The sequence below is a fragment of the Spiractinospora alimapuensis genome, from assembly GCF_018437505.1.
Lineage (GTDB): Bacteria > Actinomycetota > Actinomycetes > Streptosporangiales > Streptosporangiaceae > Spiractinospora > Spiractinospora alimapuensis.
The window spans coordinates 2,026,539-2,047,206 of record NZ_CP072467.1 but is presented as its reverse complement, the minus strand read 5'-3'; the positions used below and the strand labels follow the sequence as shown (position 1 = coordinate 2,047,206).

Genomic DNA, 20,668 nt, shown 5'->3' with positions numbered 1-20,668 from the left:
CTCGCGAAAGCTAGGCTGTGCTGAAGGGGGGACCCCGCGTCCGAGGTGGGTCTTTTCAGTCCAGCTCGTTCTCGCGCACGGCGTGGAGGAACGCCCGCCACTCCGTCGCTGGGACCGTGAGGTGGCCGAGGTGGCGATGCTGGGTGTCACGGATGTTGACCTGGCCAAGGTCGGAACGGCACTCCACACAGTTCGCGCTACCACCTGTGCTGTAGCTCGACTTGGCCCAACTAGGGTCTAGCATCCTGCAGGTCTCCTTGGATCTTCTCAATAAGAGCACGTGATGCGTTGACGGGAAGGCTGGCCCCGCGGATTTCTCCGAACATGCCCTGGTAGTCCGAAACCGCTGTCTCGTCACTCGTAGGGTATCCAGCCACTCTGTTCTCGGTGTACAGCATGGTGCCCTTGTCAGCGAGAGTGATCAACTGAAATGCACCGTCGAGACCTGGGTGTACCTCGGAGAGCAAAGGGATGACCTGCAGGATGATTCGGGGGCGATGCGAAAGGTCGATGAGCTGTTGAAGTTGTCGACCCATCACAGCGTGACCCCCTATCGGGCGCAGGAGGACGCTCTCGTCGAGCACGACCCGATACAGAGGTGGACGCTCGACCTCCAGCAGTCTCTGCCGAAGCATTCGGGCTTCGACCTGTGTTTCCACCTCCTCGGATGTGAAGTTGGGCTGTCCCATGCGGATGATCGTGCGCGCGTACTCTCGCGTCTGAAACAGGCCGGGAATGAGTGCGATTTGGTATTCCGAGATCCCATGGGCTTCCTGCTCATACTCGGCGACGTCCTTGAAGTAGGACGAGAGGCCCGATGGAGAGAACAGCGAGTCCCAGAAGTGGAGCAAGGCAGCATCGGTGGTTAGCGCGGCGTCGATTCGTACGACATGTTCCCTCTTGGTCGTTTTTCGCCCCTTCTCGATATCACTGATCATGGCTTGTGAAAGCAGAGCTGATCGTGCGAGCTGACCCTGGGTCAGGCTGGCGCGACCTCGGTATTTCCGCATTTCGTTGCCGAAGCGACGGCGTGCGGAGTCAAGTGGAACAGCCACAGGATCGCTCCTCACCACTGGACAATTACTAGGAATCACAGATCTTCGATCGATTCGGCTGACTGGTTGTTGTCATAGCTGTATCAGTCGGGAGCTGTGACTCTAATCCCACGGGTTCAACCTGTGGACAGAACGCAGGAATCCGTCTCATAGACAGCAAAGACCCCCGCGACCGACGAATGCGGTCCGGGGGCGTGGCCCAACTGGAAGGTAGCCAGATGGACAGGTTTGACCTTAACGCGCGTGGTGTGGCGTGGTGTCGTCGTGGTGGTGCGGCGCGGGTTCGGCCGTATGTGGTGCGGCGGTTCTGGGAGTGCCCGCAGCGTGCGTGTTCGTTCGTGGCGGTGCGTTCGGTCGGGCATCCGTGCCCGCTGGGTGCGACCACTGAACCCCTCCGTGTCGTGGTTGGCGGTGGTGGGCGATGACGTCCACTACTCTGGCCGGCACCCCGGAGAGTGTGGGCGAGGCCCGTGCCTGGCTACGCTCAGTCCTGGCCTTCCGGGGCGTGGACCGCGAAACGATCGCCGACGCCGCCCTCGTGTTGAGCGAACTCGCGTCCAACGCCGTCACTCACTCTCGCAGCGGCCTGCCCGGCGGCACGTTCACCGTCACCGTGCACTGTGAGTCCTGCCGGGTGCGCATCGCCGTCACCGACGACGGCAGCCGCCGCACCACCCCGTCATCCCGCGCACAGGAACCCAGCGATACGTCTCTCGCCGAGAACGGGCGTGGTCTGCTCCTCGTCGAACACCACGCTAGCGACTGGTGGGCCACCCTCACCCGCGACGAATGCACCGTCACCGCCGACATCCCCACCGCCCGCACCCTCGCCGAGGCCACACCATGAACTTCCGACCAGTACCACCCCTGACCCCGGAAGAACGCGAACGCTACCTCCGCCCCACACCGCCACCCGTCAGCGCCACCGTGCGCGCCTGCCGCAACCTCGCCCTCCACTCACCACTCCTGCACCGCGACGGCATCACCACCGAACTCCGTGAGGACGCCGGGAGCGTCCTCGTGACCCGAGGCGACACCACCGTCCTCCTCACCGCCACACCCCACGGCTGGAAACCCACACCCAACCACCCCACCCTCCACCTCCCACTCGACGCCACCGTCCCCCTGCAACGCCGCCTCCACGCCCTCCTCACCACCACCCACTAAAGACCCCCGGCGGGGGAACCAACGGGCACCCCAAGCCCCCTCCCCACCCCCGCCGGGACACCCCGCGGGTTCGTCATTTCCGTGCGGTCCCACTCGACGGCGCGGCGGGCCGGAGCCAAACTGTTGGGGTCGTACACGCTGTCGTGCGGCTCCGCGATTGGGGGCATAACGTAAAGGTGCGGCGAGGTCACGGCAAAGACGCACGTGGTGGGCGTGTGGTGACGGTTTGTCCGTCGTACGGTCCCTCAGGGGGGCCATGGACCGACCGGGGGAGCGAGACGCCGCGTGGTCCGGCCGGCGACACCGATTGGGGGTCCTGGTCGGCACGGCGTGTGTCGCCATGCTCTGCGTCGTCGTCGCCGTCGTGCTGCTCCTCACCGGGGACGGCTCCGACCCCGACCGATCCGCGAAGGGCGTGCCGACCGTGAGCCCCGCTCCTCAGCCACTCTCACGCCAGCCGACGGCCGCGGACACCACGGTTGTCTCCGAGGCGCACGAGGGAATCCACCTGTCGGCGCGAACGACGCAGTTCACCCCGTCCGCCGAGGCGTCGCTCGACCGCCGGTACACCAGCGTCTGGGTACGGGTGGCCAACGACAGTGACATACCGCTGTCGGTGGAGGCCTCCGCGTTCTTCCTGGCCGGTGCGGACGGTACCGCCCATGATCCGGCGCTTGGCGTCGACGTGCGCGAGATCGCGGACGGGGGGACGGTGAGTCTGGCGCCGGGGGACGAGATGGTGGGGGTGGTCACCGCGCTGGGCGACTTCCAGCCGGGAACACTCAGCTACTATCCGGACAATTCCGGGATCCCGGTCGTTGAGGAAGTCGGGCGCGAGTGACCACCCGCGGACGCCGCGACTAGTGCAGGAGCTTCAGTCCGACGATGCCGGACACGAGCAACCCGAGACACACGATCTTGGCGACGCTCACGCCCTCACCGAGCCACACCATTCCGACAATTGCGGTGCCGATCGCACCGATCCCCACCCAGATCGCGTATCCGGTACCGACGGGGATCGTGCGCAGCGCCATCGCCAGGCCACCCATACTGAGCGCCAGCGATACGAAGAAGACCACAGAGGGCCAGAGCCGGGTGAATCCCTTGGTGAACGACAGCGCGGTCGCCCACACGGTTTCCAAAAGTCCGGACACGACAAGAAAAAGCCAAGCCATTGCTACCTCCGACGAAGGGCTTCGCGTCGTCTTGTCGTGACCGGGTACGACGCACCTCGTCCGGGGCAGGCAATTCGCCTGACCTTCACACTAGGAACCTTAACCCACGCCCCCGGTATTCCTCCGCCAGGGCGTGCTCATGTGAGAAGCCCCTCCAGGGATGGGGGTGGGGGCGTACCGGGGGAAGCGGATGCGGGCCCGCCACCCGCGGAGCGAAGGGGTGGCGCGACGGCGGCGTCATGGATGGCCGCCGTCGCGTAATTGTCTTATCACTCTCAGTGGGCATGCCGCCATGGTTACGGACCGCTGCCGGGGTATCGGACACGGTGTGGGCTGAGGTGGGAGGGGGTGAAACCTGGGGTGGGGGACGGCGACCACAGCGCCCGGGATGGACCGTACCCTGGTTCTGTGCGCCTGACGGAATCCACCGAGGTGGGAGAGCTCGCGGCACAGGTCCGCGCCGTGCTCGGCGACGGGCCGACAGCGGTCCTCACGGGTGCCGGACTCTCCACCGACTCCGGGATCCCCGACTACCGAGGACCCGACTCGCCACCACGCCAGCCCATGACCTATCAGCAGTTCGTCGGCGACGCGAGCTTCCGCCGCCACTACTGGGCCCGCAACCACGTCGGCTGGCACCACATGCGCGCCGCGCGGCCCAATCCCGGACACCGGGCTCTGGTCGCGCTGGAACGACGGGGCCAGCTCACCGGAGTCATCACCCAGAACGTCGACACGCTGCACGAGGTCGCGGGAAGCCACCGCACCATCGACCTCCACGGCCGCTACGACCGCGTCATCTGCCTGAGCTGCCGCCAGGTGACGCGGCGGGCCGAACTCGCCGACCGACTCCGGACCCTCAACCCCGACTTCTCCACCGCGGTGCCCGAGATCGAGATCGCCCCCGACGCGGACGCGGCAGTGGGGTCCACGGAGGGGTTCCGCGTCGCTGACTGCGTCGACTGCGCTGGGATACTCAAACCGGACATCGTCTACTTCGGGGAGAACGTCCCCAAGGCGCGGGTGGCGCGGTGTTACGCGACCATCGACGCCGCCGACGCGCTCCTGGTCGCCGGATCGTCGCTCACGGTGTGGTCGGGTCTGCGATTCGTGAAGTACGCCGCGCGGCAGGGGAAGCCCGTGGTGCTGCTCAACCGGGGACCGACCCGAGGGGATCCCTGGGCCACGCTGAGGATCGACGCCGGCTGCTCACCGGTACTCACCGCACTCGCCGCGGGATGAGGGTGCGCCCCCGGGCCGTCCGTCCCGGCTCGGGGGCGCTGGTTTTCGGGACACGGTGGCTAGCCGCGCTGTCGCCAGGCCTTCCAGCCCAGGACCACGAACCACGTGTGGACGGCGATTCCCAGGGCGCGACTGGTGAGACCGGCCACGCCCTCGTTGGCGGCGGTGGTCGCCTGGTCAAAGCTCACGAAGAACGACACCAGCAGGATGAGAGCGGCCACGCTTCCGATCGGGAGGAGGACGCCGAACCGGTGCCAGCCCGGAAGAGTGCGGAAGTAGAGACCCGCGACGACGAAGCTGACGATCGGGGTCGCGGTGATCAGCAGGAACCCCGCGAGGTGCGGAACCGGATGCTCCAGGTCGAACAGCCCCGCCAGGACACTGCCAGCGGGGGAGAGACAGAGCAGGGCAGCGACGATCCAGTGCCGGGCGGGGTGGTGCACCGGCGTCATCGACCGGAACGCACCGATGATCCCGACGGCCAGGAGAAGTCCGCTCAGCACGAACACCAGATTCATGGCGAGGGCGGTGACCCCCATCCCCAGCCCGCTGATGGGTTGGCTGACGACGGAGTAGGGGGCGATGTAGTCGCCGCCCACCGGGTATCCGGGACTGACGAGGCCGATGACGAACCAGCCGAGAGTGAACAGGAGCGGACCCGCGATGGCTCCGAGCGCGAGCCACGCGGGCGCGCGAGAACGAGAATCCTTGGTCATGGATGTTCCTCCAGGTGGGAGTGGGTTGCACCCGAGCCCACCGAGGATGGAACTGGCATAGAATCGCGCGTGTCGCTTCGTGCGTCGATGCCGCCCTCGGCGGGGTCGGGTGCGAGGTCTCGCCCTCGGCGCCGTGTTGCCCCACGGCGCCGAGGGGTTCAGAGCGTGGCTTTCAGGTCGTGGTGGGTCCCTCCTCCGACAGCAGCTCGGTGAACTGGGACGAGGTGGTTCCGCTGGCGTGCAGCGCGCGCCAGCCGTCCAGACCCTCGAGCGAGCCCGAGTCGAGATCGTGGACGAGTGCCCGCACCCACGCGGACTCGGCCTCCCGCATCGCCAGCGTGAGCTCGGCATCGATCAAGAAGATCCGCTGTACCGCGGCACGGTGTTCCCGCAGGGCCTCCCGGCGACGCTCCACGTCCGCCTCCAACGCGCGCAACCGCTCGCGAAGAAGCTCGACCGCCTGGTCCGGGGGGAGCGCGCCGAGCACCGACAGCGCGGCCTCGAAACCGGAGTACGGGTGGTCCGGGTGTGCCACAAGATCACGCAGCCAGTCCTCGAGCTCGCGCAGTCCGGCCGGCGTGATGGTGTACTCCGTGCGCTCCGGCCGGCGCCCTTCCCGGTAGCTGTCGCTCGCCGCGATGAACCCATGTCGTTCCAGGTTGCGAACCACGGTGTAGAGCGAACCCGTCTTCGCCCCCATGTCGTCCCACTTGCCGGTCCGGCGTAGGGCGGCGGCCATCTGGTAGGGGTGCATCGGATGTCCCGGCATCAGCAAAGACAGCAGTGCCAACCCCAACAGGTTCGACATCGCCCGACGTTTGGCCATCACACACCTCGCAGCAACTATTCGTAGACAACTATACGCCGACGGCTAGCTAGTTCGCCACTTGGGACCTCGGGGCTGGGTGCCGCTTATGGATGTGAGGGTGGGTGGGTGGAGCTCGTTCGGTGCGAGTCGACCGGCGTCTCGCTGGGCCGCGAACACGGTGGACGGTGGAGCGGGCGAACTACCAGCTCAAAACGAAACCGGGCGGCCGGAGCCCTCCACGACAAGCTGGCCGGGAACCTCGACGGCGCCACGCGGGCCGCGTCACCCCGGATCTGGCTCCACGATCACACCAATCCGACAAGTGGTGCCTATGCCTGCTCTCCGTCGGTCTCACGGGTGGTGCAGACCTGCTCCGCGCTGCCCACGTCGTCCACACTGAGCACGGAGATGACGGTGAAGCAGTAGTCCACGCCGGTGTTCAGACCACTCACCCGGACCTCGGTCTCACCGGGATCAGCGTCCACGAGGTTCCCCGGGACCGCCCCGCTCTGACCACCAACGACGTGGTGCGAGCCCGAGCCGTCGGTGTTGTCCGTCCAGGACAGCACCACCTCGTGGCCGAGATCCTCCACGATCTCCACATCGGTGGGAGCCGCCTCGGGGTTCCCCTCCGCGGGGGGCGCCGGAGGAGCGTCCGGGGCCTGCTCCAACGGCGTGGACATGTCGTCCTCGGCCTGAGTGTCGCCGCCGGCCCCGTCCGAGCCCCGAATGGAGGCGATGAGGTCACCGCCGAGACCGGGCCGCAGGAAGGCGATCGCCGCGGCGGTCACCGCGAGGAACCCGATCGCGATCACGGCGACCGCGATCAACGCGGGCCGCTGCCGAGCCGGAGCGGCGATCCCGGAGTAGTCCGGGGGAGGCGGCGGAGCGGGCGCCGGGGCCGACGGGCCAGGTTGATGACCCACTGGCGGCCCCGCCTCCATCCGCGGTGGCGCTGAGGGCTCCGCCGGAACCGTCGGGGCCGACTCAGGGGGCCCTGGTTGCGCCTGTTGCGGCGGGCCGGCCGGCGCGGGGGGCGGTGCGGCACTCGACCCACTCCACCCCGGCAACGCCGCCCATGCGTCTTCCGGCCGCGAGCTCCCGCCAGCCCCCGTCCGTGCGTTGTCCGTCGCCTGCCGCAACTGTTCGACCAGCGCGGTGATCGCCTCCTTCGACGGAGGCGTGCGACCGTCGGCGTCGCCGGAGTCCGAGTCCGACCGTTGGGCGTTGTCTTCCTCCTCGGTGTCAGCCGAGGAGGAGCCATGAGCCGAGGTGCTCGCGCCCTTCGACCGGCCCTTCACGGGATCGCCGTCCGCTTCGGGGTCCGCTGAGGTCGAGTCCCCGGATGCCGTCGAGGCGTTGGAGGGCGAGTGACTGGCACTCGGCGAATTCCCGTCGTCGTCTCGCTCCCCTTCGGGGGAGCTCGCGGTCCGTGCTCTGGCGGTCCTACGGGTGCCCCGCCGTCGGATGGCCGCGCGCCGTGATCCCGAGCCGGGGCGTTCGGAGGCGGATCCCGAAGCGTTCTTCCCGTCACTCACATCGCCCGGGGTGGAGCCGGCGGACGCGGAGCCATCGCCGGACGACGTGGTCGAGGATTCGTCCCCGCCGTTCGACGATGGGCCGGTGGATGTGGCGCCAGCGCCCGTCACGGCGCCCGCGTCACCCGGAGCTCCGGAGCTGGCTCGGGCGGTGTGCGCTCCTGGGCGACTGACGGCGGGACCGTCGTTCCGGCCATCGGCGGCGAGCCCCGATGACACGTCTGGGGAGGATTCACCGGTGTCCTCCCCAGACGTGTCGCGGTGGGAGTCGGCGTCGGAAGACGTGGAGGCGGATTCCTCCGTGTCTGACGAGCCCTCCACGTCGGTAGGCGTGGGCGTAGCCGGACCGCCGACATCGTCCGGCGAGGAGCCGGCGGACGCGTCGGCGGCGTCGGGGGATACCGCCCCGCCGGAGTCCGCAGGGGGTGGTGGTTGGGGGGTGTTCCCCTTCCCGGTCTGTGCGCCCTCCGGTGAGGACGGGGTGGATACCCCGTCCATCGTGTCCGCACCTTGCCGTTCGGCTTCCTCGCGCGGCGAAGACCTCGGGACGGTGATGCCTTCTTCGGCCGACGCGTCGGGCGGCGGGGATGTGGTGTCCAACCTGGCCCCCGCATCAGCTCCGACGTCGCCGGCGGCCGCCTCGCTCGACCGGGTGTCCTGTGCGTCTCCCCGAGTAGGGGTAAGGGGGGTCGCGTCCGAGGAGTCGCCCACGTCGGCAGGCGTGGCGTGCGTTGGTGCGGTGCCGCCGTCGGGAGGCGTGGTCGTGTCCGGACCGTGGACGTCGTTCGGCGATGAGTTGGCGGACGCGTCGGCCGGCACGGTGCTCGTCTCTCGTTGGCCAGTGGACGGCCCTTCGGCCTCCTGCGCTGCCGCGTGCTCCGGAGTCGTGTCGGGGGTGGATCCACCCGTGCCTTCCTCGTCAGCAGAGGATGGTGAGGGGGAACTCGTCTCCTTGTCCCCATGGGGGTCGGCGTCCGCCTCGTTCGGTCGGGCGTCCTGTGTGCCTTCCCGGGCAGGGGTGAGGGGTTTCGCGACCGACGAGTCGTCGGCGTCGTCCGGCGTTGAGCTGGCGGACGCGTCGGCGGCGTCGGGGGAAACCGCCTCGCCGGTGTCCGCCCCGTCCGTCGTGCCGGGACCTCTCCGTTCGGCGGCGCCGCGCGCCGACGGCACTGGGGAGACGGCGCCTTTCTCTATGGCGGACGCGTCGGGCGGAACGGCTGTGGTCTGCACCGCGTCCCCCGCGCGAGCCCCGACGTCGCCGGCATCCTCCTCGGTCGAGCCATTCCGGGAAGGGGCGGTGGGTGCCGCGTCCGGCGAGTCATCGGCATCGGCAGGCGTGGACGTGGCCGGGGCGTCGGCATTGGTCGGTGACGAGGTGGCGGAGGTGTCGGCTGCGGGTTCGCCGGTGTGCACGTCGTCCCCTGGTGAGGACGGTGGAGTGCTCTCCGTCGCCGGACCGGCGCCGGGCCGGTGGCTTGTGGCCTCCGCTCTGTCCTTTGTGTCGCGTATGTCGTCCGGCAAGGGGTCCATAGACGCGTGGCCCGGGTTAGAGGTCCCCTCGCCGGCTCGGTCGCTGTCGGCGTCCGCCTCGGTCGAGTGGGTGGGGGCCGCGCCAGCGTCCTGTGCGTCTTCGTGGGAAGGCGTGGGGGGTATCGCGTCCGGCGAGTCGCCGGCGGGAGGCGTGGTCGTGGCCGGGGCATCGGCACTGTTCGGCGATGAGGTGGCGGAGGTGTCGGGGGAAACCACCCCGTCGGCGCCCACTCCGTCCGTCGTGTCGGGATCTCGCCGTTCGGTGGCCCCGCCTGTCGATGGCCCAGACGCGGCAGTGCCTTCGGCTACTGAGGACACGTCAGGTGGGGAGTCGCCGGTGTGCTCGTCGTCCCCTGGTGACGACGGTGGAGTGCTCCGCGTCGTCGCTGGACCGGCGTCGGGCCGGTCGGTTGTGGCCTCCATCGTGTCCCTTGCGCCGCGCGCGTCGTCCGACAAGGGGGTGGCGGACGCGCGGGGCGGGCTCGCGGTCCCCTCACCGGCTCCGACATCGTCGGTGTCGGTGAGGTCGGAGGCGGGTGCTGCCGATTCCGCAGAGTCGCCAACGTCGTCGCGGGCGGGGCTCGCTGGGAGGGAGCCGCCGCCGGACGACACGGCCGAGCCGGGCACACCCCCACCTTCGGCCTGGGCAACTTCCGGAGGATCCGCGGCGCCGACGTCATCCCCCGTGGCAGCGCCGAGCCGCTCGGTGTCCCCGCGCGCCGAAGACGGCGAGTCGGCGCGGCCTTCGTCGCCGCCGTTGGCTTCACCGTCCGGCGAGGTCCCGCCGGGAGCGATGGGGGTGGTGTGGCGAGGGTCCGCGACCGCGCCTGCCGGTCCGGCCTCTGGCGCACGAGGGATGGGGGCGAGGAACGCCGAGGCGGCGGGGTGGGCGGTGATCAGGGCTGTCGCGAAGTCCGTGGCGGTGGCGAACCGGTCGCTCGGCTCCACCGACATCGCTCGCTGTACGACGTCGCGCAGCGTCTGGGGGACGTCGGCGCGCGGGATTCGTGGGGGCGGAGTGGCGAGCGCCCGGTCACGGTAGTCGAAGGGGTCCACGCGGGTGCCGGCCGCGTCGACGTACGGGAGATGGCCGCCCAGGAGAGTCCACACGGTGGACGCGAGACGGTACACGTCCGAGGCGGGGGACGGGGGATCGCCGCGCAGGGCCTCGGGCGGGGCGTGGGGAACCTCGTAGGCGTCGGGGCCGGGCGGCTCGGGGGTGTCCGTCACCGGCGCGGTCGAGCCGAAGTCGGCGAGGACGGTGGTGTCCCGCGAGTACAGCACGTTGCTGGGTTGCACACCGTGGTGCAGTAGCCCCCGCTCGTGCATGGCCGTCAAGGCGTTGGCGACCGACCAGGCCGCGAGGACGACCTCGGTCAGCGGGATGGGATGGTGGGCCAGCCGCGCGGCGTAGTCACCGTCGTAGAACGGCATCACCACGTAGGTGCGCCCCGACGACGTCTGCCCGTTGTCGAGTGCGGCCACGATCCCCGGTGCTCCGGACAGGGTGGTGAGCTGGTCGACCTCGTCCACCCCAGCCGGATCCCGCAGGACCTTGATCGCCACCGGGTCCGAGCCACCGTCGGGGAGACCGCGGTAGATCGTCGACGTCTCCCCCCGGTACACCACCTCCAGGCGGTGATACCCGGCAACGAGACGGGCGCCGTCGCTCATGTCGATGATCCCCTCGGTCGCGTTCTCACGTGCCGCCACAGCAACGGACGCGGGTCGAACCACCAGAGAAGGCGCCGGACGCGCCCCCGGGTGCGTCGCAGGACGCGTAGCTGCCGCCGCGTCCCGTCGACGACCGCCCCGATCTCCGCTTCGACGGACCCCGCCTCCGGACCGAACGACACCACGTTCACCGCGCGCTCCAGCGAGAGCAGGTCCGTGGCGGTGGTCGGGTCGGCGTCGGGTCCGCCCGCGACGCGACGCGCCGCGCCCACGACGTCCAACACCGTGTCCCCACGGGTGGGTTGGACCCCGCACTGGCGCAGTGTGTCGTGCAGCTCATGCCACGCCCCCAGAACCCGGGACGTGACCGGGCCGGAGCGGAGTCGACGCTCCTGTCGGATCCGGCGCGACAGGGGAATCGCCAGCAGTCCGGCCAGCAACAGGCCCGCCAACCCGCCAAGGATCAGCCAGGAACGCGGCACTGACCGCGAATCGGTCTCCGAGACCGGGGCCGACAGGTCGTGGGTCTCCTCCTCGGCGGGGTCGTCCTCGGCGGCGTCCGGCTCGTCGGGCGCCGACGCGCTCGCCGGGTCCTCGGCGGTCTCCGTGTCGTACGCGCCCGGGGTGACGGAGAACGGCACCCACCCCACCCCGTCGAAGTACACCTCGCCCCACGCGACGGCGTCGCCGGTGACGACGCGGCGTTCGTCGGCCGCCGCCGCGTCGGCGTCGGCCGCACCGTCGAAGCCGACCGCGACCCGGCTGGGGAGGCCCGCGGCCCGGGCGAGAACCGCGAACGCACTCGCGAACTGCTCCGACGTGCCCCCGCCGCCCTCTTCACCAGGCGGGGCGAGGACGGCGGCCAAACTCGCGTACCCGTGACCGCCGGCGGTCTCCGGGTTGAAGGTGTGCGACTCCCGCAGGTACTCCGCCAACGCGTTCGCCCGCTGGTAGGGCGAGGTGTCACCCGATGCCAGGTCGGCCACCACGTCGTTGACGACGGAGGGGGTGCCCGCCGGAAGATGGCGATACCGGTCGTACACCTCCTCGACGGGGGTCGTCGCGCCCTCCAGTTCGTCGGGGCGCCACTCCGGCACGTCGCCGGTCACGGCGTACTCCGTCCCCGCGATCCCTCCCGCACGGGTCACCACGGTGCCCGACATCGGGTCGTAGCCGGGGGAAGGGACTCCCACCGTGCGCGGAGCTCCGACCACGGGGGCCCACGGTCCGGGCAGGGCGTCGCCGACCGCGATCTCGACGCTGGTCGTCTCGGCGTGCGGCGGAGGTGGTACGGGTTCCGGCAGGGTCTGGTCCGCGACGCGGTACCCCTCGTCCGTCAACCACGTCGTGGTGAACTCCCCGAGCGTGACCCAGCGCAGGGTTACGTCCTCGCTGGCCTGAACCGACATCAGGTGTTGATTGGGTTCCGCCGCCCACGCGGACAGGTAGCTCAGCGGGTTCAGCGTCTCCTGGGGGTCCATCTGCGGTGCCAGTGCCTCCCGGGGGTCTGTGGGCTGCGAGTCCCACGCCGAGAGGAGGATCGGCGCGACCACGACCGTCGCGAGGGCCATGCTCACCACGACCACCGCGGTGGCGACCAGCCTGCCCACAGAGCTGCCTCCGCGACGCAGAACCCGCACCCGCACGGAGAAGCCGGGCAGTTCCCCGTCCTCGGAGTCCGGCTCCCGCGGGCTCCCGACGAGCAGGAACCCCGTGGAGGCGACGAGGAGCCCGACGGCCACGAAACTCGGCGGCGCCACCGGACCGTTGAGCACCGCCGCGCCCGCCAACAACACCACGCCGGGGAGGGGAGCGAGGGCTCCACGCCCGGCCCGCCACGCCAGCGCGGCTGCGGCCCCGGTCAGCCAGGTCGCCAACAGCGGCAGGGTGAGGGTGTCGACCGTGGCGGGAGTGGGTGCGGCGCTCGTCAGAATGCTTGCCCCGGAACCGACCAGCGCCTGGAGAGTCCCCCGGAGAACCCCGCCCCCCTCCCCGGGCAGCGCGTTCGCGAGGACCATCACCCACAGCACCGGCAGCGGCAGGCCGATCAGGAGCGACGACATCGCACCCCACCAGCTCCGCAGCGCGAGCGTGACCAGCACGCTGACCGCCGCGGCGCTGCCGGTCACGCCGTAGACGGCGATGGGGCGGGCGTAGCTTCCGGCGAGAGCGATTCCCCCCGCCGCCGACACCCCGACGAGGCCAACCACCAAGGCGACGGTGCGCCAGGGCAGATTCCGTCCGCGTGGCGCGTCGAACGGGTCGCGGCCCGGGAACAGACGCGTCCACCCCTCGGTCAGCGTGGCCATGGCGCGGTATCCCATCGTTCCGCGAAGGAACGTGCGTCGGCGGTCGCGATGCACGTGATCCCCGCCGGCGTGGCGGCCGGGGCCTCCGAACCGACGACGACCGCGATCAGCCCGTGGTAGACGTTGCGTAACTGACCGAAACTGCGCAGCTCCGCGTCGGTGAGGGACGGGCTCACCAGCATCGCCGTGTCCCCGGAGGGCCGCGCGCGCAACAGCCGAAGCGCCCGGTTCAGGGAGGCGTCGGCCCGCGGCTCGGCCTCGGCGAGGAGATCCAGCAGGGCCGGCAGACCGGCGGTGCTGTCCCGGCCACGCCCACTGACCAGATGCAGCTCACAGTGCAGGGAGGCGTGCAGCCCGGTGGCGATGACGGAGGCCGCGACGCTCGCCGCCTCGTCCAGATCCTCGACCCCCCGGACCGTCCGCCGGTCGTCCAGGACCACCCGCAGGCGAGTGTGCGCGGTGTCCACGTGTTCCCGCACCACGAGCTTGTCCAGGCGGGCCGAACTGCGCCAGTGCACCTGCCGCAGATCGTCCCCGGGAACGTAGTCCCGCAGGGTGTGGAACGCCTGACTCCCGGCGCGGACACCGTCGGTGAGACTGTCCAGGTCGGTGACGCGGCCCGCCGGGATAGCTCGCAGTCGGCGATAGGGCGGATGCACCCACACCCGGTCCTTCAGCACGGAGGAACGGACGGACTCGGCCAACCCCAGGGCGTCCCGTCGGCCCGCCCGGACCGGCCCCAGCGTGATCACCCCTCGGCGTTCGGCGCTGAGGCGATACTCCACCGTCTCGGCGGAGTCCCTCCCCAGCCGGGGAAGTCGTACCCACTGTTCACCCGACGGCGCCGTGATCCGCTCCCACAGTTGCACCGCCCGGATGCCGGGATTCCGGGTCCGCAGCCGGACGATGACCGGCGAGTCGGGGGACGTTCGAGTGGTACTGGGGGAGCGGTGGGCCCGCACCCTGGCCGGGCGCCCCACCCACAACGCCGCCAGCGCCACGGCGAGAAGCGCGCATCCACCCAGGGCGACCAGCTCCTGGTAGCCGGCGACGACACCGACCACGAGCAGCGTGGACCCGACGCCGGCGACGAGCCACCCACGTGGCGTGGGCATCAGCCACCCGCCGCCTGGGAGAGCCGAGGCTGGGGAGCGGGCACGGTGCGCAGCAGCTCCTGCAGAATGTCCGCCCCGCTGCGTCCGCCCACCGAGGCCTCCGGCGAGAGGATCAGCCGGTGGGCCCACACCGGGAGCACCAGATCCTTCACGTCGTCAGGGGTCACGAAGCTGCGCCCCACCGACAGGGCCTGGACCCGCATCACGTTCGCCATCGCCACCGTCGCCCGCGTCGACAGGCCGACGGTGAGTTCAGGGTGGCTCCGGGTCGCGGTCGCGATCCGGACCACGTACTCGTACAGCGAGTCCTCAACGTGGACCCGTCGCGAGGCGGCGGCGATCTCGTCCATACCCTCGGGGTCGGTGCGGGCCGGCACGTCCTCGGGCGTGGTCAGACGGTTCCCGCGGATGATGGCGAGCTCGGACGTCGGATCGGCGTGCCCCAGGGACAGCCGCATCAGGAAGCGGTCGAGCTGGGCCTCGGGCAGCCGGTAGGTGCCGTCCATCTCGACCGGGTTCTGGGTGGCGACGACGAGGAACGGCGACGCGACGGCGTGGCGAACCCCGTCCACCGTCACCGCCTGCTCCTCCATGACCTCCAGCAGCGCGGACTGCGTCTTGGGGGAGGCACGGTTGATCTCGTCGGCGATCACGATGTTGGAGAACACCGGGCCCGGGTGGAAGTCGAACTCCCGGGTGCCCTGGTTGAACACCGTCACACCGGTGACGTCGGAGGGCAGCAGATCCGGCGTGAACTGGATGCGTCCCACGTCACCGCGGACACAGCTCGCGATGGCCCGGGCGAGGGTCGTCTTCCCGACGCCGGGCACGTCCTCCAGCAGGAGATGCCCGCCGGCCAGCATGGCGACGAGGGCGAGCCGCACCACGGATCGCTTGCCGACCACGGCGGACTCGACCGCGTCCGCGATCCCGTCAAAGGAGTCGGCGTGCAGCGCGGACTCGTCGGTGGTCAGTACTTCGGACTCGTCGGTCTGGGATTCGTCGTCGGACGAGGTGAGGGTGGTCATCGGGGGTGTGCGTCTCCGGAGATGTACGCGCGTCGGGGGGTCGGAGTCACCCCCCATCGGGGGGCGGCAGCGCCGGCATGGGTGCCTGCTCGGAGTCCTCGGGGGTCTCTTCCTCCCCGTCACCGTCGGACGGACCCATGCCAGGAAAGCGGTCCTGGTTGATCACCTGCTGGTTCTGGAACGCGTTCGCGACGACAATACCGCCGGCGATCAACGCGGCCAGAATCAACCCCGCGATCGCCGCCGGCCACACCCGCTGCCGCCGACGCCAGTACCGACTCGACCCGTACAGGAGCGCAGCCCGAAGCTGCCGCCGCCGCAGCGCGTCGGCCTGGAGGACGTACCGCTCAGCGTTCGGCGTCGCGTGAAACGCCTGCGGCACCTGCTCCACAGACGAAGAAGAAGGTGCCGCCGAATCCTGCGCGCCGCCGGGGGTGACGGTGGGTTGGGACATGGGGAGGGGTTAGCCGAAGATGTTCCCCAGATCTCTATGTAGTTTATTGTAATTCTCGACCACGCCATCGCTGGCATCCACCATTTTCGAGAATCCCAGGTTGGCGTTCCGGAAGTTCTCCGCAAAATCATTCCCGGCTGCGGCGAAGACTTCACTCGCATCGCCTGACCAGTTGGAGTTTAGGCTGCCAACTGCTTGAAGGATCTCGTCCATGATCGCATGAAAACGCGGTATGTAGCTGCGTTGGCGTTCATTGAGGTCAGAAAGGACGCTGATGTCGGCGCCAATATCAAAATCGCCAGGTCTCATGGTGGTGTTTCCTTAATGGTTGACGCTCTTGGTGGGATTCATCAGCGACTCAGTGAAGGCCTGGCGGACTTCCTCGCTTGATCGGTCGTCCGTCATGATAATCGCATCATTTCCGAGGTTGAGGTCGACTTCGCTGTTTCTGCACCATTTAATGAGATCGTCCATGGCGTTCGCGAGCATTAGTTGTCCGGTTTCGAAAGTAGTGCGAGCTTCGCCCTGGAGTGCATTTGGTAGTTCGCTCTGAATGTCGGAGAGAAGGGAATTCACGCGTTCACTGATGCTGGCGCCAGCTTGTCCGGCCTCGTCTGCGCCTCGTGACAGCGTATCGGCGTGCTGAACGCCTTCGAATCCGGCCATGCTCGTAAACCTTTCGGGTGTGTCTACCGCTAAGATCAGTGTTTGGCGGGCTGGAGGGGTTCTGTCCACCCATCATGGACAGACTTCGAGAATAGTAGATGGATGCGTCCTGTCAATGAACCCGGATGGGTTCCAGCGCAAGATCATCTTGGTGGGGTCGTGGCGAATCTCAGTCAAGGCCACGGCGCGTGTTTTCTATCACTTCAGGTGTAACTGCTGGTTGGAAGACGGTCAGTCGACAAAAAAAGGGGGCTGTCATGTCATTGATAGGTGCTAACGCTGCGGAAGCGTACCAACGCGGTGCCGACGGAGTCACCGTGGCGGAGACGTTCACCGACGTCGTGAACCGCTTCGACGTCGCGGTCGAGGAGCTTGCCACCGCTCTGAACGGCCCGTTCGCAAACGAGACGGTGTCGTTCCCAAGCGAGTACCGGCAGTTCGCCGCGACGTACGTGGATAGGATGCGCGACGTCCAAGAGCACGGGAGTCGACTCTCAGGGAACGTGCAGCTCGGTGCGGTGGAGGTGGCTCGGACGGATGACCGTGCTGCTGAGGACTACCGAAGGTTCGGCGAACCGGTTCCTGAACCGTCGGAGCCGTCGGTCGAAGGGCACCAGACGTACATATCCCAGCAGCTCAATGAGCACATCGACAGCCGATACGTTCCTGAAGTGGAATGAGGATTGGCTTTGTCGTGTGCTGGTACTAGAATTTGAGTTCGTTCAAGCCCCAGTCGGTTGATTCCGTGCCGCAATGAATCGGTGCCCGCGCCAGACGGAACGGGCGAACTTGCCTGAGGCATTCTACTCATCCATCAACAAACTTCTGTTGTGTTACCACGAGGTGAGCAAATAATGCATGAAGCGCAGGGAGGATTCAGCGCCGCGCTCGTTCCACCGGAGAGCCCCCGTCCGGGATCTGCGGGGATTCGAGAGAAAGCCGAAGCGCTTTGGAATCTTATGGGGGTAATCACTGGGAATGCTGGCGACATGCGTTCAGTCTTCACCACGATGGCGATTCAGTTCAGTGACGTCGTTCGTGACGACATCAGCGCGGAAGCCGACTATGACGAATCCAAATGGCAGGAAGCGTCGTGGGTGCTCTCCTTCGGAGCAGCGATCGCGGATTCATGGGCTGACGAGGTCGAGGAGTACGAGGACAAAGCCGCGGAGATCCTGGCTGAATACACCGCTCAACTGAATGACCTCCGACAGAATGGCTACCTCGAATACGCCCAGGTAGGCCAGCAGTGCCTCGTGGATCCCCCCACCGGGTATGAGCGGTTCACCACCTCACTGCTAGACGACCTGGAGCAGTTCAACTCGTGGCGGGACGATCGAGCGCGGCAGATCATCAGCCAGTACCAAGGGAAGGTGAAGGAGGCCAAGGACGCCCTGGTCGAAGTCGGCGAGGAGTGCGTTCGAAAGCTTCAGCGTGGCCCGGACCACGACCTTACTGTGCGACAGCTCGTGGACTCTGGGCACCTCGGGTGGGCGGCGTTCAACATTCAGGGCCCCGCGGCTGATCCTCCGTTGCCGGTCAACGCGGACTACGGTACCCGAGCTGCGGCCGACCTCCACGAGTACCTCAGCGGGGAGCGTCCGTTGGATGACCGCTACCACGAGATCCTAGCTGCGGTACTGGCCGTTTCGGCCAAGGCGAAGTACCTCCAGTCCGAGGACGACCAAATGAGTCGTCACGACGCCGATCCAAATGTGTCGCGGTATTTGGACAACAATCTCCGCTCGGCGGAGATCCTATTCCTGGAGTCGTTCTACGCGGGTATCGAAGACTCGGTCGACGGTGGCGTCCTGGGCATGCACTCTGAGGTTTGGGATGTCACCGGCCTGAAACACGGTTGGGAGCACGACCAGCTCGAGGGACTCTTCGGGGTTATGGGCAACGGGCTTCTCGTCCTGTCTAACGAGGAACTCGGCGGGAGTTACGTCTATCTTCCCGAATCGGTGCGCAACACTGTCGAGAGTCAAGGAGCACCGGGAGGATCCGGGCCTAGTGACTATCGAGATTGGGTGCACGACGCCACTATGCTCAACGGTCTTTTGGGCCGGGCCGACACAGATCTACGGGGTGGACAGGAGTTCTCTGCCAACCTGACAACTAGCATCGGCCACAATCTGAACCGGATTGACAACGACGTGCCATTGAACGGGGAGACCATGGCCTCCCTGCTGGACGTCTCGACCCGGAACGACGACGCCAACTACCGCATCCTGAGCGACCAGCACGACCATCCGGTCTTCGACCAGAACGCCAACGCGTTGAAGGGCCTATTCACCTTCGATTGGAAAGACGATGGGGAGGCCGTGTCCGGTCTGTTGGACTGGATCCCGGATGCGGCGGCGAGCGACGACGAGTCCGCTCGTGACCGCGCGGGTGAGGCCGCGCTCGAACTGATCCGCATGATCACGGTGAACGACGACCGCAACGACGCCCTCCTCCACACGGGGATCGCGGTACCGGACGACGACGGTGTACTCCAGCCGGACGCGTCGTTCGCCCGAGTGAATCCGGAGATCGCTTCCCATCTCGGTGATGTCGCCCTCGCGTATCTCTACGACTTCGGTCTGGAAGGCACGTCGAACTTCGAGATCAATTCCGACGGCACGCTGAACATTCCGACCAACGAGAGACACCAGTTCCTCCGGTACGTCATGGCGGACGGGGACACCGCCGTGCGCCTTTACCACGGTGTGAACGTCCTTGACGCGTACGGTGTCCACCACGGCCTGACGGAGAACGACGCGCTCGGTGTGGCCGACGCGAACGCCACCCTGCGCGCACATCTCGACTCCGCCCTGTTCGAGGAGGCTCTGGACCGGACGGAGGCCCTGTACGACGAGGCGCAGCGTGAGGAGAAGGCGCGGCAGGTGATGTTCAACAACATCAGAACCGCTATCTACGCGTCGACCGGCTACCTCACGGGTCCGAACCCGGCATCGTGGGGCTTCGCCACCGCCAGGGTCGCGGGTGGCTTCCTCGGGGCGGGCGCGACCCTGCAGGAGATCGAGCAGCGGATTCTGGCTGGTGTTCAGAACCCGGAGTATGAGGACGTGTTCGACGCGGGACCCGACGACGAGCGACACCCGTTTCATATCGACGGCAACACGGGCCGCAGCTACGACGCGTCCCGTGTCGACGTCCGCGTGGAGCTTGAGGTTCTGGACTACCTGGTGCGTACGGGAGACATGGACATTGAGACGGTCCGTGACGCCAACGAGGATCTCGTCGTCCGGAATGACGAGGGCGAGGAGATGGTCGTCTCCTTCCAAGAAGTCGAGATGGGTGCACGCCGCGAGCTGCTGACCCCCGTCCGGGACCTCGTCCGCGGGGCGGGCGAACTACCAGGGCAGAGTGGGCTCGAGGCGATCGAGTTCACGGGCGACTATTCCTCTGCCTATAACAACCGGTACGAGTCCATCCACAGAAGCCTGGATGGGTTGATCCGTTCGCGGCATGAACTGTGATTCGGTGTAATAAGGAGATTACTGAACCTGTTGATCGTTCTTATTTGACAGTCCGTTTAACTGTAATGGAGCGCAGGTTTTGATCTGCCACGGGTGAAGCATTTATTCCTTCGCTCACGTCTTCAGCTATCGCGTGTGTGGAGCTCAGTGGGATCGCGCGCAACCTTGACGGCCGGAGTGAAAGCTCAACGGTCAGCCATAGTCTCGGCCTGATTCTGGACGACGTTGACTCCGCTCATCCACTGTCGGGAAGGCCCAACGCTTTACCAAACGAAGCCGACTCGTTCAACAACGCCTACGTTGGGTCATACGAGGAAGTCTTCAAGAGAACCTTCCTTGAAAAATCACCCTCGACGAGGCCGCCAAATACCGTCATTCCATGAACTAGAGTGAACTGCCGGGATCTTGAGCCTGGACACCTATGGATGTGACCGCTGGGCGACAATCCTGTCGTCCAGCCAGGGCCATGGATGTGCATTCCAATCCCCCAACGGATCAAACGTAAACACGAACCCCGCGCATGCTCAGAGGCCGCGTCGCGTGTAGGAACACCCTCGGCACCCAGGGTCACCGTTCAATCACGTAGTGATTATTCAGTGGCACGAGTACCTATCCTCACGACATGCGGCCGTTGTGCGCACTATGAACATGTTGGCCGGATCCGGCAACGACGATCGGTGCCCGCGAGCGCCTGACGGAGAATGTG

General features: G+C 67.6%; 18 protein-coding genes and 1 riboswitch. Of the genes, 6 read left to right on the top strand and 12 right to left on the bottom strand.

Annotated elements, in window-relative coordinates:
* Positions 1 to 55 precede the first annotated feature (55 nt).
* Both J4H86_RS09385 and J4H86_RS09380 read right to left on the bottom strand, forming a co-directional pair.
* Positions 56 to 244, bottom strand: a complete 189-nt coding sequence (locus J4H86_RS09385; protein ID WP_236543122.1) for a DUF397 domain-containing protein — start codon at positions 242 to 244, stop codon at positions 56 to 58.
* Positions 231 to 1,055 carry a helix-turn-helix domain-containing protein gene (locus tag J4H86_RS09380; RefSeq protein ID WP_236543121.1) on the bottom strand — a complete coding sequence of 275 codons (825 nt, stop codon included), beginning with the start codon at positions 1,053 to 1,055 and terminating at the stop codon, positions 231 to 233. The genes J4H86_RS09385 and J4H86_RS09380 overlap by 14 nt, the downstream gene beginning before the upstream one ends.
* Positions 1,056 to 1,476: 421 nt before the next feature.
* Between J4H86_RS09380 and J4H86_RS09375 the strand changes: the two genes are divergently transcribed.
* From J4H86_RS09375 to J4H86_RS09365, 3 genes are all read left to right on the top strand, one after another.
* Entirely contained in the window at positions 1,477 to 1,902 is a 426-nt protein-coding gene (locus J4H86_RS09375) for an ATP-binding protein (protein ID WP_236543120.1), read from the top strand.
* Positions 1,899 to 2,222 (top strand): hypothetical protein, encoded by a 324-nt coding sequence (locus J4H86_RS09370; protein ID WP_236543119.1) that lies wholly within the window; start codon positions 1,899 to 1,901, stop codon positions 2,220 to 2,222. The genes J4H86_RS09375 and J4H86_RS09370 overlap by 4 nt, the downstream gene beginning before the upstream one ends.
* A 256-nt stretch (positions 2,223 to 2,478) precedes the next feature.
* Positions 2,479 to 3,063 (top strand): DUF4352 domain-containing protein, encoded by a 585-nt coding sequence (locus J4H86_RS09365; RefSeq protein WP_236543118.1) that lies wholly within the window; start codon positions 2,479 to 2,481, stop codon positions 3,061 to 3,063.
* Positions 3,064 to 3,082: 19 nt separating this feature from the next.
* Here J4H86_RS09365 and J4H86_RS09360 read toward each other — a convergent pair whose 3' ends face one another.
* On the bottom strand, positions 3,083 to 3,397 hold the full coding sequence (locus tag J4H86_RS09360) for a DMT family transporter (protein ID WP_236543117.1): 315 nt from the start codon (positions 3,395 to 3,397) through the stop codon (positions 3,083 to 3,085).
* A gap of 20 nt (positions 3,398 to 3,417) precedes the next feature.
* A riboswitch (guanidine-III (ykkC-III) riboswitch) is annotated at positions 3,418 to 3,483 on the bottom strand.
* Between the two features lie 328 nt (positions 3,484 to 3,811).
* Here J4H86_RS09360 and J4H86_RS09355 point away from each other — a divergent pair.
* Entirely contained in the window at positions 3,812 to 4,639 is an 828-nt protein-coding gene (locus J4H86_RS09355; RefSeq protein WP_236543961.1) for an NAD-dependent protein deacetylase, read from the top strand.
* Between the two features lie 59 nt (positions 4,640 to 4,698).
* Here J4H86_RS09355 and J4H86_RS09350 read toward each other — a convergent pair whose 3' ends face one another.
* The 9 genes from J4H86_RS09350 to J4H86_RS09310 all read right to left on the bottom strand — a co-directional run bounded on the left by J4H86_RS09350 (position 4,699) and on the right by J4H86_RS09310 (position 16,477).
* Entirely contained in the window at positions 4,699 to 5,355 is a 657-nt protein-coding gene (locus J4H86_RS09350) for a DUF998 domain-containing protein (protein WP_236543116.1), read from the bottom strand.
* Between the two features lie 172 nt (positions 5,356 to 5,527).
* Positions 5,528 to 6,181 carry a PadR family transcriptional regulator gene (locus J4H86_RS09345; protein WP_236543115.1) on the bottom strand — a complete coding sequence of 218 codons (654 nt, stop codon included), beginning with the start codon at positions 6,179 to 6,181 and terminating at the stop codon, positions 5,528 to 5,530.
* A gap of 311 nt (positions 6,182 to 6,492) precedes the next feature.
* Positions 6,493 to 10,905: a protein kinase domain-containing protein gene (locus tag J4H86_RS09340; RefSeq protein WP_236543114.1), complete on the bottom strand. Its 4,413-nt coding sequence runs from the start codon at positions 10,903 to 10,905 to the stop codon at positions 6,493 to 6,495.
* Complete coding sequence (locus tag J4H86_RS09335; RefSeq protein ID WP_236543113.1) at positions 10,902 to 13,214, bottom strand: DUF3488 and transglutaminase-like domain-containing protein; 2,313 nt, start codon at positions 13,212 to 13,214, stop codon at positions 10,902 to 10,904. The genes J4H86_RS09340 and J4H86_RS09335 overlap by 4 nt, the downstream gene beginning before the upstream one ends.
* Positions 13,202 to 14,329: a DUF58 domain-containing protein gene (locus J4H86_RS09330; RefSeq protein WP_236543112.1), complete on the bottom strand. Its 1,128-nt coding sequence runs from the start codon at positions 14,327 to 14,329 to the stop codon at positions 13,202 to 13,204. The genes J4H86_RS09335 and J4H86_RS09330 overlap by 13 nt, the downstream gene beginning before the upstream one ends.
* Complete coding sequence (locus J4H86_RS09325; protein WP_236543111.1) at positions 14,329 to 15,357, bottom strand: AAA family ATPase; 1,029 nt, start codon at positions 15,355 to 15,357, stop codon at positions 14,329 to 14,331. The genes J4H86_RS09330 and J4H86_RS09325 overlap by 1 nt, the downstream gene beginning before the upstream one ends.
* 46 nt (positions 15,358 to 15,403) lie before the next feature.
* Positions 15,404 to 15,811, bottom strand: a complete 408-nt coding sequence (locus J4H86_RS09320) for a hypothetical protein (RefSeq protein ID WP_236543110.1) — start codon at positions 15,809 to 15,811, stop codon at positions 15,404 to 15,406.
* A 9-nt stretch (positions 15,812 to 15,820) separates the two neighbouring features.
* A complete protein-coding gene (locus J4H86_RS09315) occupies positions 15,821 to 16,120 on the bottom strand; it encodes a WXG100 family type VII secretion target (protein WP_236543109.1) in 300 nt (99 codons plus the stop codon).
* A 12-nt stretch (positions 16,121 to 16,132) separates the two neighbouring features.
* The gene (locus J4H86_RS09310) at positions 16,133 to 16,477 is read right to left on the bottom strand and encodes a hypothetical protein (RefSeq protein ID WP_236543108.1); all 345 of its coding nucleotides are present in this window, start codon (positions 16,475 to 16,477) and stop codon (positions 16,133 to 16,135) included.
* 317 nt (positions 16,478 to 16,794) lie between these two features.
* On the opposite strand from J4H86_RS09310, the gene J4H86_RS09305 reads away from it, so the two are divergent.
* Together J4H86_RS09305 and J4H86_RS09300 are read left to right on the top strand one after the other, a co-directional pair.
* Positions 16,795 to 17,157, top strand: a complete 363-nt coding sequence (locus J4H86_RS09305) for a hypothetical protein (RefSeq protein WP_236543107.1) — start codon at positions 16,795 to 16,797, stop codon at positions 17,155 to 17,157.
* A gap of 309 nt (positions 17,158 to 17,466) precedes the next feature.
* Entirely contained in the window at positions 17,467 to 19,962 is a 2,496-nt protein-coding gene (locus J4H86_RS09300; RefSeq protein ID WP_236543106.1) for a TPR repeat region-containing protein, read from the top strand.
* Positions 19,963 to 20,668 lie beyond the last annotated feature (706 nt).

Bases quoted from the DNA above. Each gene is read 5' to 3' on its own strand.
- J4H86_RS09325 (WP_236543111.1), bottom strand. From the start codon at position 15,357: ATGACCACCCTCACCTCGTCCGACGACGAATCCCAGACCGACGAGTCC.
- J4H86_RS09330 (WP_236543112.1), bottom strand. From the start codon at position 14,329: ATGCCCACGCCACGTGGGTGGCTCGTCGCCGGCGTCGGGTCCACGCTG.
- J4H86_RS09365 (WP_236543118.1), top strand. From the start codon at position 2,479: ATGGACCGACCGGGGGAGCGAGACGCCGCGTGGTCCGGCCGGCGACAC.
- J4H86_RS09350 (WP_236543116.1), bottom strand. From the start codon at position 5,355: ATGACCAAGGATTCTCGTTCTCGCGCGCCCGCGTGGCTCGCGCTCGGA.
- J4H86_RS09310 (WP_236543108.1), bottom strand. From the start codon at position 16,477: ATGGCCGGATTCGAAGGCGTTCAGCACGCCGATACGCTGTCACGAGGC.
- J4H86_RS09320 (WP_236543110.1), bottom strand. From the start codon at position 15,811: ATGTCCCAACCCACCGTCACCCCCGGCGGCGCGCAGGATTCGGCGGCA.
- J4H86_RS09375 (WP_236543120.1), top strand. From the start codon at position 1,477: ATGACGTCCACTACTCTGGCCGGCACCCCGGAGAGTGTGGGCGAGGCC.
- J4H86_RS09345 (WP_236543115.1), bottom strand. From the start codon at position 6,181: ATGGCCAAACGTCGGGCGATGTCGAACCTGTTGGGGTTGGCACTGCTG.
- J4H86_RS09315 (WP_236543109.1), bottom strand. From the start codon at position 16,120: ATGAGACCTGGCGATTTTGATATTGGCGCCGACATCAGCGTCCTTTCT.
- J4H86_RS09360 (WP_236543117.1), bottom strand. From the start codon at position 3,397: ATGGCTTGGCTTTTTCTTGTCGTGTCCGGACTTTTGGAAACCGTGTGG.
- J4H86_RS09385 (WP_236543122.1), bottom strand. From the start codon at position 244: ATGCTAGACCCTAGTTGGGCCAAGTCGAGCTACAGCACAGGTGGTAGC.
- J4H86_RS09340 (WP_236543114.1), bottom strand. From the start codon at position 10,905: ATGAGCGACGGCGCCCGTCTCGTTGCCGGGTATCACCGCCTGGAGGTG.
- J4H86_RS09335 (WP_236543113.1), bottom strand. From the start codon at position 13,214: ATGGCCACGCTGACCGAGGGGTGGACGCGTCTGTTCCCGGGCCGCGAC.
- J4H86_RS09370 (WP_236543119.1), top strand. From the start codon at position 1,899: ATGAACTTCCGACCAGTACCACCCCTGACCCCGGAAGAACGCGAACGC.
- J4H86_RS09300 (WP_236543106.1), top strand. From the start codon at position 17,467: ATGCGTTCAGTCTTCACCACGATGGCGATTCAGTTCAGTGACGTCGTT.